General features: G+C 63.3%; 15 protein-coding genes and 1 pseudogene. 6 read left to right on the top strand and 10 right to left on the bottom strand.

What is annotated here, in order from left to right; genetic code table 11:
- Positions 1–13 precede the first annotated feature (13 nt).
- From wbaP to GYH26_RS05910, 7 genes and pseudogenes are all read right to left on the bottom strand, one after another.
- A complete protein-coding gene (wbaP, locus tag GYH26_RS05940; protein ID WP_161540865.1) occupies positions 14–1525 on the bottom strand; it encodes an undecaprenyl-phosphate galactose phosphotransferase WbaP in 1512 nt (503 codons plus the stop codon).
- 50 nt (positions 1526–1575) lie between these two features.
- Positions 1576–2730: pseudogene (locus GYH26_RS05935) on the bottom strand (glycosyltransferase family 4 protein); the annotation flags it as partial.
- Between the two features lie 199 nt (positions 2731–2929).
- A complete protein-coding gene (locus GYH26_RS05930; RefSeq protein ID WP_161540863.1) occupies positions 2930–3658 on the bottom strand; it encodes a response regulator transcription factor in 729 nt (242 codons plus the stop codon).
- Between the two features lie 271 nt (positions 3659–3929).
- Positions 3930–4634 (bottom strand): response regulator transcription factor, encoded by a 705-nt coding sequence (locus GYH26_RS05925; RefSeq protein WP_161540862.1) that lies wholly within the window; start codon positions 4632–4634, stop codon positions 3930–3932.
- Positions 4635–4711: 77 nt separating this feature from the next.
- Positions 4712–6631 (bottom strand): sensor histidine kinase, encoded by a 1920-nt coding sequence (locus GYH26_RS05920; RefSeq protein ID WP_242006614.1) that lies wholly within the window; start codon positions 6629–6631, stop codon positions 4712–4714.
- A gap of 199 nt (positions 6632–6830) precedes the next feature.
- The gene (locus GYH26_RS05915) at positions 6831–7346 is read right to left on the bottom strand and encodes a BrxA/BrxB family bacilliredoxin (RefSeq protein WP_161540860.1); all 516 of its coding nucleotides are present in this window, start codon (positions 7344–7346) and stop codon (positions 6831–6833) included.
- A gap of 74 nt (positions 7347–7420) precedes the next feature.
- Positions 7421–7711, bottom strand: a complete 291-nt coding sequence (locus GYH26_RS05910; protein ID WP_161540859.1) for a YtxH domain-containing protein — start codon at positions 7709–7711, stop codon at positions 7421–7423.
- Here GYH26_RS05910 and GYH26_RS05905 point away from each other — a divergent pair.
- The 4 genes from GYH26_RS05905 to GYH26_RS05890 all read left to right on the top strand — a co-directional run bounded on the left by GYH26_RS05905 (position 7710) and on the right by GYH26_RS05890 (position 10604).
- Complete coding sequence (locus GYH26_RS05905) at positions 7710–8279, top strand: NlpC/P60 family protein (protein ID WP_161540858.1); 570 nt, start codon at positions 7710–7712, stop codon at positions 8277–8279. The genes GYH26_RS05910 and GYH26_RS05905 overlap by 2 nt on opposite strands.
- A 132-nt stretch (positions 8280–8411) precedes the next feature.
- Complete coding sequence (greA, locus tag GYH26_RS05900) at positions 8412–8891, top strand: transcription elongation factor GreA (protein WP_012843620.1); 480 nt, start codon at positions 8412–8414, stop codon at positions 8889–8891.
- 13 nt (positions 8892–8904) lie between these two features.
- Entirely contained in the window at positions 8905–9576 is a 672-nt protein-coding gene (gene mtgA, locus GYH26_RS05895) for a monofunctional biosynthetic peptidoglycan transglycosylase (protein ID WP_161540857.1), read from the top strand.
- Positions 9570–10604: a threonine aldolase family protein gene (locus tag GYH26_RS05890; RefSeq protein WP_161540856.1), complete on the top strand. Its 1035-nt coding sequence runs from the start codon at positions 9570–9572 to the stop codon at positions 10602–10604. Before mtgA ends, GYH26_RS05890 begins: the two co-directional genes overlap by 7 nt.
- A gap of 175 nt (positions 10605–10779) precedes the next feature.
- Here the strand turns inward: GYH26_RS05890 and GYH26_RS05885 are convergent, their stop codons facing one another.
- The 3 genes from GYH26_RS05885 to GYH26_RS05875 form a co-directional block, all read right to left on the bottom strand.
- Positions 10780–10977 carry a type II toxin-antitoxin system RelE family toxin gene (locus GYH26_RS05885; protein ID WP_197738549.1) on the bottom strand — a complete coding sequence of 66 codons (198 nt, stop codon included), beginning with the start codon at positions 10975–10977 and terminating at the stop codon, positions 10780–10782.
- Positions 10977–11192, bottom strand: coding sequence for a hypothetical protein (locus GYH26_RS05880; protein ID WP_054684747.1), 216 nt, complete (start codon positions 11190–11192; stop codon positions 10977–10979). The genes GYH26_RS05885 and GYH26_RS05880 overlap by 1 nt, the downstream gene beginning before the upstream one ends.
- Before the next feature lie 121 nt (positions 11193–11313).
- The gene (locus tag GYH26_RS05875; RefSeq protein WP_161540855.1) at positions 11314–11973 is read right to left on the bottom strand and encodes a fumarylacetoacetate hydrolase family protein; all 660 of its coding nucleotides are present in this window, start codon (positions 11971–11973) and stop codon (positions 11314–11316) included.
- Positions 11974–12104: 131 nt separating this feature from the next.
- On the opposite strand from GYH26_RS05875, the gene rplU reads away from it, so the two are divergent.
- Together rplU and rpmA are read left to right on the top strand one after the other, a co-directional pair.
- Positions 12105–12461 (top strand): 50S ribosomal protein L21, encoded by a 357-nt coding sequence (gene rplU, locus GYH26_RS05870; RefSeq protein ID WP_161540854.1) that lies wholly within the window; start codon positions 12105–12107, stop codon positions 12459–12461.
- Between the two features lie 34 nt (positions 12462–12495).
- Entirely contained in the window at positions 12496–12756 is a 261-nt protein-coding gene (rpmA, locus tag GYH26_RS05865; protein ID WP_012843615.1) for a 50S ribosomal protein L27, read from the top strand.
- Positions 12757–12816: the final 60 nt, after the last annotated feature.

The raw sequence follows: 12816 nt of genomic DNA, 5'->3' as shown, positions 1-12816 counted from the left end.
ACATTTTCGGCACTTAGCAAGCGCCTTCGCCGGTCAAAACGACCGGCACCGTACGCGCCAGGATGTACAGGTCCAGCCAGGGCGTCCAGTTGTGGATGTAATGCACATCCATGCGCACGCGGTCTTCGAAGGTAAGCCCGTTGCGTCCGGAAACCTGCCACAGACCGGTCACGCCGGGACGTTTCTGCAGGATGATGCGGTCCATGCCGTCCATTTCGTGGCGTTCTTCCGGCATGTAGGCCCGCGGCCCCACCAGACTGAGATCGCCCCGCAGCACGTTCCAGAGCTGAGGCAGCTCGTCGATGCTGAAGCGCCGCAGGTAACGGCCTACGCGGGTTACGCGCGGATCGTTGCGCAGCTTGTGAAACAGCTCGTACTCGGCACGCAGCTCCGGATTTTCGCGCAGCAGTTCCTGCAGGCGGCGATCGGCATCCTGGTACATCGTGCGGAACTTCAGCAGCGGGAAGCAGCGGCCACCCCGGCCCATGCGCATCTGACGATAGAAGACCGGTCCGGGCGAGTCGAGCTTGATCAGCAGGGCCACCACCGCGAAAAGCGGCGACAGCAACAGCAGCAGGATCGAAGCGCCCACAATGTCCATGGCCCGCTTGAGCATGCGAGCGCGCAGGTTCCAGTAGGAGTGCTGCACGCCATAGCCGAGCAGTCCTTCGAACGAACGGGCCGTGCTCCAGAAGGCAATCATGCCCGGATTTTCCGGCAGCACGAAGAGCTGCCGGAAGTAGCGGCTGTAACGTTCCAGGAGTTCCAGCACCTCGCGGTGGCTCTGGCCGGAAAGTGCCACGATGGCATGACGCACGCCCAGGCGGAGTCCGGCCCGCGGCGCATCCTCGATGCGACCGACCACCGGTACTTCGCCCAGCATCTCGCCCACCGGGTGGTGATCCGAGAGCACGCCGACGGGCCGCAATCCCAGCTCGGGCCAGCGCCGCATGGTGTGCACGGCCAGTTCGCCGGCCCCGCCGGTGGCCAGCACCAGCACGGGCACCCCCCACCACTCGGTGCGGGCCAGCAACAGGCGGGCAAACAGGTGGCCCATGGGTACCATGACCACCGCCGCCAGCCAGCTCCCGCCCAGCAGGGTAGCGTGCGCGGCACTGAGCGGCGTGGCGATCAGCAGACTGCCCACCGGCAGCGCGTAGACCAGTCCCGTTACGATCGTCAGCCGTCGCAGTTCGGCGGCCGGATGCATGACCACCGTGCTGTAGCAGCCCAGCAGGCTGATGCCCAGCAGCATCAGCCCGGCCGTCACCCATGTAGCCAGCGCGAACGTGGGGTACACGCTTCCCAGCACCTCCGCGCCCCATCCCTGCAGCAGCAGCGTCAGACCCCCCAGAATCAGCAGATCGGCTCCGAGCAACGAAAGTCCGGAGAAGAACTGTCGCGGATAGAGGCGCCGATAGCGGGCCGGCCGCGACCAGGCCGCTTTACGGACGGGCGTTACCTCAACGGCTTCCCTACCGTTACGTCCGTCTCCTCCCACTTCTGTCAGTACCAGTTCCTTCATAACGAAACTTCGGAATGGACTTGCTGCTTGCGCTTCGAAAACCGCTCGAAAGCCCGCGCGACCAGCTGGCCGAAGGCTTTCCGGAAGCGTGCTACGGAGAACCGTTCGGCCTGCAGGCAGATGCGCTCGGTGCTCAGCGACGGCGCCAGGCGCTCAAAGCGTTCCACCGCCTCGCAGAGGGCTTCGGGCGTCTGCTCGTAGAAGAACAGGCCCGTTTCGCCCTCGACCACGGATTCCCGCACGCCCCCGCGCCCGTAGGCGATGACGGGTGTACCACAGGCCATCGCCTCGACGGGCACGATGCCGAAGTCTTCCTCGGCCGCAAAAATGAACGCCCGGGCCCGCTGCATGTAGGTGCGCATCACCTCGAAGGGCTGGTAGCCCAGCAGCTCGACGTTGGGGGTGGCCAGCCGGGCGATCCGGTCCATTTCCGGACCATCGCCGATCACCACCAGCTTACGCCGAGGCATACGGGTGAAGGCCTGCACGATCAGATCCACCCGCTTGTAGGGGACCAGGCGCGAGACGGTCACGTAGTAGTCGTCCTTTGCGCCGTCCGGCCCGAAGGCGGTCGTGTCGACCGGCGGGTAAATCACCCGGGCGCGGCGGCGGTACGTCTTCCAGATGCGGCGGGCCACATGGCGCGAGTTGGCCACGAGCACGTCCGGACGGCTGGCCGTCGTGGCATCGTAGAGCCGCAGGTAGTGCAGAATCATCCGGGCCAGCCAGCTTTTCGGCCCGCGCACCAGACCGCCCTGCTCCAGATACTGAAAGTACAGGTCCCAGGCGTAGCGAATCGGGCTGTGTACGTAGCTGATATGAAGCTGGTCGGCCGTGGTCAGCACCCCCTTGGCCACCACGTAGCTGGAGGAGATCACCAGGTCGTAACCGCGCAGGTCGAACTGTTCGATGGCCAGCGGGGCCAGCGGCAGGTAGTAGCGGTAAGCCCGTCGGGCAAAGGGCAGGCGCTGGATGAACGAAGTCTGCACCGGCCGCCCCTGCAGAAAGGCCCGCTGGTCGGGCGGCAAAAATTCGATCAGGCTGAACAGGTCGGCGTTCGGAAAAAGATGCAGCATCTGCTCCAGCACGCGCTCGGCGCCGGCATAGACGGGGAGCCAGTCGTGTACCAGCGCCACACGGCACCCCGACCCTTCCTGCTTATCGGTTTGAACCGCGCCGTTCAACCGGACGCCTGTGACCTGCATACACCCTGTCCCCGTTCGTTTAAACCAGACCTGACCGGCTTTCAGTCAGGCTACGAAAAGATACTCATGGGCCGACTTTTCGGACGTCCGGTTTCAGCGCCTCCGGCGACGGCAACTGACCCAATAAAAGTGCGCCAGTGGATTTCACAGAAGGTAGAATTGGCGCATACTTTCTGCGTTTTCTGCGCCAGAAGCGCATCTATTCCTGGCGGGTATGCCGATAGGTCCACTGCACCGCAAACTGCAGCAACTCGCCGACCGACGAAAAGCCCAGTTTTTCCTTGGCGCGGCGGCGGTAGGTCTCGACCGTCTTCCGGCTCAGGTTCAGTCGCTGCATGATTTCTTCGATCGAATAACCCTGACCGAGCAACTGAAAGACGGCCATCTCCCGGTCGGTCAGCATATCAAGCGACAGCACATGCGGCTGGACGCTTCGGCCCCGGACCACCTTGCTCAGAATGCGCGAGGCCATGCGGTGGCTCAGGTACACCTCGCCCTGCATGACCGTCCGGATGGCCTCCACGACGCTCTGCGTCGACTCGCTTTTCATCACGTAGCCCATGGCGCCGGCCCGGATGGCCCGTTCGGCATAGGCCACCTCGTCGTACATGGAAAAGACGACCACCTGCGTTTCGGGCAGCTCGGCCCGAATCTGATGCACCAGGTCCAGTCCGTGCGCATCTTCCAGCGAGATGTCCACCACCACCACGTCCGGCCGCAACGCTCGGATTCGCTTCATGCCCTCGGCGGCCGTGCGCGCACTCCCCACCAGTTCCAGATCCGCCTCGCTGCTTACCGTGGCCGCAAGGGCTTCCTGAATGGCCGGATGATCATCTACCACGAAAATGCGGATGGGTCCGCGCCGCACACGGGGTGTATCTTTCAGCTCCGGATCGGAGCGCTGGAACAAAACTTCCAGAGCCATCATGCGCCTGCCTCAAATGATAAAAGAAATCCGCTGATACCTGTTACAACAAGGGTGACGCTTTACGAACCCTTCCCTTCAGTCCCGATAGGTCTCTCGGTGAGACAACGAAAAGTTAACGGCAGGCGCTGTCGTTCAATTCCAAACTTTAGCGGAAAGGGGTATGTAGTTTCAGCGCATAGGCGTGCGCCGGAGACTGAAGCATTTCGAGAGAGAAGGACGCGCGCAACACGCCATGCATGTTGCGCCAGATCACCTATGCATCAAAACTTCTTCACAATTTGCCGCCCCGTCCCTGCGCGTGCGTCCACTGCACGGCAAACTGGAGCAATTCGGCCACCGAGTCGAAGCCGAGCTTTTCCTTGGCGCGGCGGCGGTAGGTCTCGACCGTCTTCCGACTCAGGTTCAGCCGCTCCGTGATTTCCTCAATCGTGTAGCCCTGGCCGAGCATCTGGAAGACGGCCATCTCCCGGTCGGTCAGCTCGTCGATGGCGAAGCCGGGCCCCGGTGCCCGCCCCATGGCCACCTTGCTGAGAATGCGTGAGGCCATACGTCGGCTCAGGTACACCTCGCCGCGCACGACGGCCCGGATGGCCTCCACGACGCTCTGCGTGGGCTCGCTCTTCATCAGGTAGCCCGAAGCGCCGGCCCGGATGGCCCGCTCGGCATAGACGCTTTCGTCGTACATGGAAAAGATGACGACCAGCACTTCGGGGAACTGTGCCCGGATGTTCTGGACCAGATCCAGCCCGTGCGCATCCTCCAGCGAGATGTCGACAACCGCCACCGTGGGGCGCTCTTTTTCGATCAGGCGGAACGCTTCGGCGGCCGTGCTGGCCTGCCCCACGACCTCCATGCCCATGGCACTGTTGATCGTGTCCGAGAGCGCCTCCCGGATGGCCGGGTGGTCGTCGACAATCACCACGCGGATGCGGTCGCTCTGCATGCCCGTGTTTTCTCGTAGCAAGGAATGCATCATCAGCCCACCTCTCTTTTTTATGCCACTTCGCCAGAAATATACAACAAAACGGAGGCAATCAACATCTGTATAAAGAATCAAGTAGTTCCGCTCATTTCGCCCACCGGGATGCGACAGCAGATGGTAGTCCCTTCGCCCGGTTGCGAATGAATGCGCAGCGTACCGCCGATTGTGCGCGCCCGGTAGTACATGGTTTTCAGTCCCAGCGAGTCGGCGCGGGCCCGGCCCGGATCGAGGCCGCAGCCGTTGTCGGCCACGCAGAGTTCAATGGCATCGTCCCGACGGCACAACGTCAGCACGATCTCCGAAGCCCGCGCATGTTTGAGCGCGTTGTTGACGGCCTCCTGAGCAATGCGGTACAGGTGCAACTTGACTTCCTGGTCGTCGATCGACACCTGCCCGTCGGTTTCGAACCGGCAGCGAATGCCGGGCAGGGCGTTCGTGTTGTAGGCCAGTTCTTCCAGAGCCAGCGTCAGATCTTCCGTATAGAGCTGGGCCGGCGTCAGCCCCCGGTAAATCATCCGTACGCCGTCCGAGGCTTCCTGGGCGAAACGCACCACCTTCTGAGCCAGCTCGGCCAGTTCGTGCTGCTCGGCCTGCAGGCGTGTGGACAGGTTCTCGCTGAGCATACGGACACTTGTCAGCAACTGCCCGACGCCATCGTGCAGATCGCGCCCGATGGCCTGCTGCTGCTCCTCCAGCGTCTGCACCATGCGGCGCTCCAGTTCCACGCGCTCCGTCACTTCGACAGCACTGCCCCAGACGCGCACCAGCCGGTCGCGCTCCACCGTCCCTACCGCATTGACCACGAAGTAACGCATACCCTGCTTGCCCGGCAGCGCATACTCCTCGCCATGCACCTGATAGCCCCGCTGCACGAACTCACGCAGATAGCGCGGGCGGAAATAGTGCCGGAGCGACGAAAGCGAACGCCCGGCCACCTCCTCAGGGCGCTCGGCGCCCAGCCAACGTGCCATCACCGCATTGCATTCGGCCAGATAGCCATGCTGATAGAGGTGCTCCACCTGTAAATCCGGCAGCGTGGTCGTAGCCACCGGCTGCCGCAACTCGATCCGAAAAATGCCCTCGGTGATCGTGCTGACGAAAGCCCGGTAACGCTCCTCGGCCCGCCGCCGCTCGGTCAGATCGCGCAGAATGAGCTGGACCACGGGATAGCCCTGGAAGACCACCCGTGCCGCCGTGATCTCGACGATCCGCTCCTCGCCGTCAAAACGAATCAGCGAGCCTTCGAAAGGCGGCACCGCCTCGCCTGCCTCCAGGCGTCGAAGCTGGCGGGCGACCTCGTCGTACTGATCCGCCGAGAAAAAGTCCAGGAGCGAACGCCCGGTCAGGTCTTCCTCGGCCTCGGCCCCCAGCAGCCGCCGTCCGGCCGGGTTGAGATAAACCAGCGCGTCACGGGCTACCAGCAGGATCGGCTCGGGCAACTGCTCTACCAGCCGCCGCCACCGTTCCTCGCTTTCCCGACGGGCCGCTTCGGTAGCCCGGCGGTCGAAGTAGGCGGCCAGCAGGCCTCCCAGCACTTCCAGCAGTCGGACCTCTTCCTGACGCGCCTCCGATAGTCCGTCGGCGAATTCCACTCCCAGGTAGCCGTAAAATCTATCTTCGGCCGAGAGTACCGGCACCACCAGCAGGTTTTCGCCAAGCTGATGCACTTCGTCCTGCGTGGCTGGCGTCGGAAAGTATTTCCGGAGCCGCGCTTCCAGCTCCTGCCACCAGTGCGGTGTCTTCGGCTGCTGTCGATGCCAGACGGTATAGGAATAATCCTGCGCCTCCCCCGATTGCGGCACCCCTACGAAGTAGACCGACGCCGCGTCGGTCGCCTCGCCCAGAATCCGCAGCAGGGCCTCCATGTCGAGCGGATCCGGGGCTACCAGCAGCCGGGCTGCCTCCACAATGGCATGCTCTACCCGCACACGCCGCTGCTCTTTCGAAACCAGCGCTTCCTCTTTCATGGGGATGGTTTCGTCATCCAGCATGGCAGGGACCGAAAGGCTCTGCCTTTCCCCTGCAAATAATGTACGAAAAGACACGCGCGGCCACATACGCTCCTCCGGAAAATATCGACCAGCTCACCTTTCGATAAAGACACCACTTTCCGGAAGTTGTAACGGGCCGTAACAAAAAAAGCCGCCCGGAAGCGGGCGGCTTCTGGAAAATCGGGCCTTTCGGCTGAATTCAGAGAATCGAACGGAAGGTTGGCGGCAGCACCGAGGGGCCGTATGTATCGACTTCCGGCATTTCCGGTCCATCTTCGGGCATGGTGTCGGTGCCACAGTACTTCTCGAAGGCCCGCACCAGATCGGCTGCAATGGCACTGGCGCTCCGGCCTTCGATGTGACGGCGCTCCAGCACAAAAACCGGCTCGCCGTACTTGAACAGGGCAATAAACGGCGACGAAGGCGGAATACCGGCCAGGTATTCCCGCGCGCGGGCCGTGGCTTCCAGGTCCTGTCCGGCAAACACCGTCACCCAGCGGTCCGGTTTGTTTACCGGCGCCTGCAGTGCCAGCGCCACGGCCGGGCGGGCATTGGCCGCCGCGCACCCGCATACCGAGTTGATCACCAGCAGCAGCGTCCCTTCCTTCGCCGCTTCAAAGGCGGCGTCGACGGCGGCCGCATCGCGCAACTCCTCAACGCCCAGCCGCGTGAGCTCCTCACGCATGGGCCGGACCAGTTCTTCCGGATAAGGCATTGGTCTGCCGGTTTTGGTTTTATCCCTGCGACACTACAATCCTCGAACGTGCAGCTTCTGCAAGAGATCCGGTTTCAGCCGTGGGGCATGCGGGGCAGCTCGCGGGCGATGTCCTTGTTTTCCAGTTTCCAGGCCTCCGACGCGGCGGCCTTGCGGAAGCGTTCGCCCAGCACCTCCAGCTGCTGTTCCAGTCGCCGGAGGTGCGATTCCACACTGTGAAGTTGCTCCTCCAGCTCATGAAACCGGGCACGCGCTTTGCTTGCCAGTTCGCGACGGGTTTCACGACCGGCCTTCGGGGCCAGCAGCAGGCCGGTCACCACACCGGCCGCAAACGCACAGATTGCAACAGGCCAGGATACACGCATGATCGGATTCGTTTCAATTCAACCGACAACCCTGCAGGTTATACGAGTCGCTGAACTTCGGTTCCGCCATCTGGTGCTGCTCCTGAGCTGGCTGGCGCTTGCCGGTTGCCGCACGGCCACCCCGCCGCCGGCGCCGACGTCCGGCGACGCCGACGTGCAGGCGCGTCTGCTGGCCGAGCTGGAGCGCTGGGAGGGCACGCCCCACCGCTGGGGCGGCCTCGACCACAGGGGCATCGACTGCTCGGGGCTGGTTGTGCGCGTCTACCAGGACGCCTTCGGGATGACGCTGCCCCGCACCACCGAAGCGCAGGCCCGCATCGGCCGACCCGTATCCCGCCAGGCGTTGCAGGCCGGCGACCTTGTGTTTTTTCGACTGGATCGCAAAAACCGCCATGTAGGCATCTATCTGGGAGACGACCGCTTTTTCCATGCGGCCAGTTCCACCGGCGTTACCGTCTCGCGCCTCGATGAACCCTACTGGCGACGCCACTACTGGACGGCCCGGCGCGTGCTCGGCGAAACAACCGGCGCACCCCCGACGGACCCGCCCCCGGCTATCGGCTGGTAGCCGGATCTCTCGGTGGCGACAGGCGTTGGAAAGATACAGCCGTAACCTTTTTCCGGATCGCCGCAGCCGAAAGGCCGTGGCGTTCTCTTTTTCTGTACCGACTCGTAGCGCAGCAAACACTGTGGTAGATCTATGCAGGATCCGAAGCCGGTTTACCTGACCAGGGAAGCGCTCCAGAAGCTCAAGGAAGAGCTGCACGAGCTGAAAACCAAAGAGCGGGCGCGCATTGCCAAAGCCATTGCCGAAGCGCGCGGTCATGGCGATCTGTCGGAAAATGCCGAATACGACGCGGCCAAAGAAGCCCAGGGCCGCCTGGAAGCCCGCATCGCACAGATCGAGCAGACCATCGCCAACGCGCGCATCGTCGACGAGAACAAGATCGACACGAGCAAGGCATACATCTTTTCCAAAGTGCGCGTCAAGAACCTGCAGACCGGCGCCGAGCAGGTCTTCACGCTGGTATCGCCCCAGGAAGTGAACCTGAACGAAGGCAAGATATCGGTCAACAGCCCGATCGGCAAGGGACTGCTGGGGCGCTCGGTGGGCGACGTGGTCGAGGTCAAGGTGCCGGCCGGCAAGGTCAAGCTGCAGATTCTGGAGATCTCGCGCTGAACAGCGTCCGGCCATGCGCCGCCTGTTGAAACGACTGGCGCAAGGCATCTTTTTTCTGCTGGCTTTTTATTACGGACTATGTACGCTGGCCCTGCTGGCCTACCGCTTCTGGTTCCCGCCGATTACCGGAGTGCAACTGCAACGATGTATCGAGAGCTGGCTGGCGGGAGAGTCCTGCCGGCGCACCTATTTGCCGCGTCCGCGCGCACAGCTTTCCGAACAGCTGGCCTGCGCCGTCGTGGCGGCCGAAGATACACGCTTTTACACACACTGGGGCTTTGACTGGGAGGCATTGCGCGAAGCCTGGGAAGCCAACCGCCGCCAGCAACGCATCCGTCGCGGGGGTTCCACCATCACGCAGCAGCTGGTCAAAAACCTGTTCATGACCACGCACCGTTCGTATCTGCGCAAAGCGATGGAAGCCCCGCTGACGCTCCTGGCGGAACTGCTTCTGTCCAAGGAACGCTTGCTGACGCTATACCTGAACGTGGTGGAATGGGGGCCGGGCATTTACGGGGCAGAAGCAGCCGCCCGGTACCATTACGGTAAACCGGCTCGCCAGCTCACCCGCTATGAAGCGGCAGCACTGGCGGCCTGCCTGCCGGCTCCCCTTCGGCGCCGTCCCCAGCAGATGGGGTGGTACACCAGCATCATTCTGGAACGCATGCACCTGCTGGGATGCTGATCGACCTGCGTAGCGACACGGTGACCCGCCCTTCACCCGGCATGCGCCGGGCCATGTACGAGGCGGAGGTGGGCGACGACGTCTTCGGTGAGGATCCGACCGTCCGGCGCCTGGAGACCCGCGTGGCCGAGCTGCTGGGCAAAGAGGCGGCCCTGTTCGTCCCCTCCGGCGTCATGGGCAACCAGCTCGCCATCAAGGTGCTGACGCGCCCGGGCGACGAGGTCCTCCTCGGCCGCGAAAGCCACATCTTCAATTACGAGTCGGGCGCCCCGGCGCTGATCTCGGGCGTCCAGCTCCATCCGCTGGACGACACGCCGGGTTGGTTTTCGCCCGAGGCGCTGGCGCTGGCCGTGCGCCACGGGCACGACTGGGAGCCGCGCTCCCGGCTGGTGTGCCTGGAAAACACGCACAACCGGGCCGGTGGTGTGGTTATTCCACCGGACGTCGTCGAAGCCGTTACCGCCGAGGCACGTCGCCACGGCCTGGCCCTGCACCTGGACGGCGCCCGGCTCTGGCACGCCAGCGTGGCCCTGGGGGTGCCCGAACACCGACTGGCCGCGCCGTTCGATACGGTGAGCGTCTGCCTCTCCAAAGGACTCGGCGCGCCGGTTGGCTCCGTGCTGGCCGCTTCGGCCGACCTCATCGCCGAAGCACGCCGGTTCCGCAAGCTGCTGGGCGGCGGTATGCGCCAGGTGGGCGTGCTGGCCGCTGCCGGACTCTACGCGCTGGAGCACCACCGTCCGCTGCTGGCCGAAGATCACGCCAAAGCCCGGCGCCTGGCCGAGGGCATTGCCGAGCTACCGGCCTTCGAGATCGACCTGGAGCGCGTGCAGACCAACATCGTGCGCTTCGACGTCCGCCGGGGCACCGCCGAAAGCGTCCTGACGCAGCTCCGGGAGGAAGGGGTGCTCATGGTGCCTTTCGGCCCCCGGACGATCCGCGCCACCACGCACCGGGACGTGTCGATGCAGGACATCGACCGCGCGCTGGCCATCCTGCACCGACTCTTCGGCCGCGCAACCGCCTGAGTCAGGCGCCGGCGTGCATGCCAAACGACACCTTCGCCCTGCAGGAGAAAAGACATCTACAGAGAAAAAAATCGAAACGAGCTCTGCCCAAGCGCCTGTCTGCATTCACCGGCGGTAAATCTCCCTGCGATGACCAATGAGATGCACCACGATCGTACGCTCTTCCCAGAGCACCTCATAAAATTACCCGATAATCACCCACTCGAAGTTTATACAACCCGGCTAAATCGCCCTGCAACGGCTCGAGTCTAAGCTGTTCCAGATGCTCGGCCAGCCATTCAAGGCGTCGCACAACGCGACGAGCGATCGCACGATCTAGGCGCTCCAGATCCTCGACAGCGGCTCGAAGCAGGCGAACCTGGAACGCAGCCATCACTTCAGGTCCATTTGCTTCACGACCTGCTCCAGCGAAATGCCTCGCTCATCGGCCGCCACCGCACGCTGCTGACGCAGGAGGCGCTCGCGCACTGCTTTACGGAGCGCATACCCTTCATCCGGGTCTCCCAGCAGTTCCAGCAGCTTCTCTTCAATAATGGATTCAATCAGAGCCCGGAGTTCTTCCGGAGTCATTTCCGCGATGGTTGCCATTGCTGCATCGGAATGTAGCGGTTGTCACTGATGACAGAGGTCACCCCGGAGCGTTCTCCATGTTCCTGAACTGTATTTTTTACCCCGGCGCCGCCGTTTTCAGCAAGCAGGTCTGGCGAAATCAAGCCCGTCGCACGTTTACCTGGAAGACCGGGAGCACGTCGCTTTCGGCCACCAGCACGTCGCCGTCCTGCACCGGTCCGACCCCTTCGGGCGTGCCCGTAAAGAGCAGATCGCCGGGCTGCAGCGTGAAGATCTCCGAGCAGTAGGCGATCAGCCGGGCCACGGAAAACACCATATCGACCGTATTGCCATCCTGGCGCACCGTGCCGTTGACCCGGAGCCGGAGCTGCACCCGTTGCGGGTCGGGCACGGCCGTCGCCGGCACGATGGGCCCCAGCGGCGCGAACGTGTCGAACCCCTTGGCCACCGTCCAGGGATAGCCTTTCTCCCGGGCCTGTTGCTGCAGGTCGCGGGCCGTCATGTCGAGCCCCAGCGCATAGCCCGCCACGTAGTCAAGCGCCTCACTTTCCGGAATGTGCTTCCCCTCGCGACCGATTACCGCGACCAGTTCCACTTCGTGATGCACCTCGCGCGACTGCGGGGGCAATAGCACGGTCCCGCCCGGACCGATCAGCGCCGTCGATGGTTTCAGAAACAGAATCGGTTCTTCGGGCACCGTGCTGTTCAACTCGGCCGCATGGCGCGCGTAGTTTTTGCCCACGCAGAGGATCTTGCGGGGCACGATGCGCAGCTCCGAACCGGGAAGTACAATCTCCATCAGCGTTTAACAACTCTGGTTGGCATTGAACGTTGAAGCGTCGTAACTTTGGAAGCTACGACTTTTTTCCCGAACAAACCGTGAACTCTCGCGTCGGTACCCAACCCGGCGCCCCAAAGCAGAGGGAAGCCATGTATGCCATTGCTGACATCGCCGGAAAGCAGTTTCGCGTAGAGAAAGGTCGTTACCTCTACATTCCGTATCACGAGCAGGCCCAGCCGGGCGACGAACTGGTTTTCGACCGTGTGTTGCTGGTGGTTGACGGCGATCAGGTGTATCTGGGTCGCCCCGTCGTGGCAGGGGCCGCCGTCAAAGCCCGTGTGCTGGAACACGTCAAGGCCGACAAAGTCCTTGTGTTCAAGAAAAAGCGGCGTAAGCGGTACAAGGTCAAGCGCGGGCATCGCCAGCGTTATACGAAGGTGCTGATCGAAGCGCTGACGCTGCCCGAAAATGCGCAGCCGCTTGCCGTCGAAGCAGCCACTGCCTGAAGTTTTCGTCTAACGGCCAACCAGCGAGGGTGTTATGGCGCATAAGAAAGGAATGGGATCGACCCGGAACGGCCGGGACTCCAACCCGAAGATGCTGGGTGTCAAGGTCTTCGGGGGACAGTTCGTCACGGCCGGTAGCATTCTGGTCCGCCAGCGCGGGACCAAGTTCCATCCGGGTCTGAACGTAGGACGCGGGGGCGACGACACGCTGTTTGCCAAAGTCGACGGTGTGGTGCGTTTCTCCCGCGGCCGTGGCGATCGGCGCTTTGTGCACGTCGATCCCGTCGAAGCCTGACCGATCGGTTTTGCCAGAAGCGGGGGCCGGTTCCGCATCGGACGGAGCCGGCCCCCGCCA

The organism is Rhodothermus marinus, assembly GCF_009936275.1.
In the GTDB taxonomy this organism is placed as follows: domain Bacteria; phylum Bacteroidota; class Rhodothermia; order Rhodothermales; family Rhodothermaceae; genus Rhodothermus; species Rhodothermus marinus_A.
Note: the sequence above shows the minus strand (reverse complement) of the source record. Positions and strands in the feature narration are given on the sequence as shown.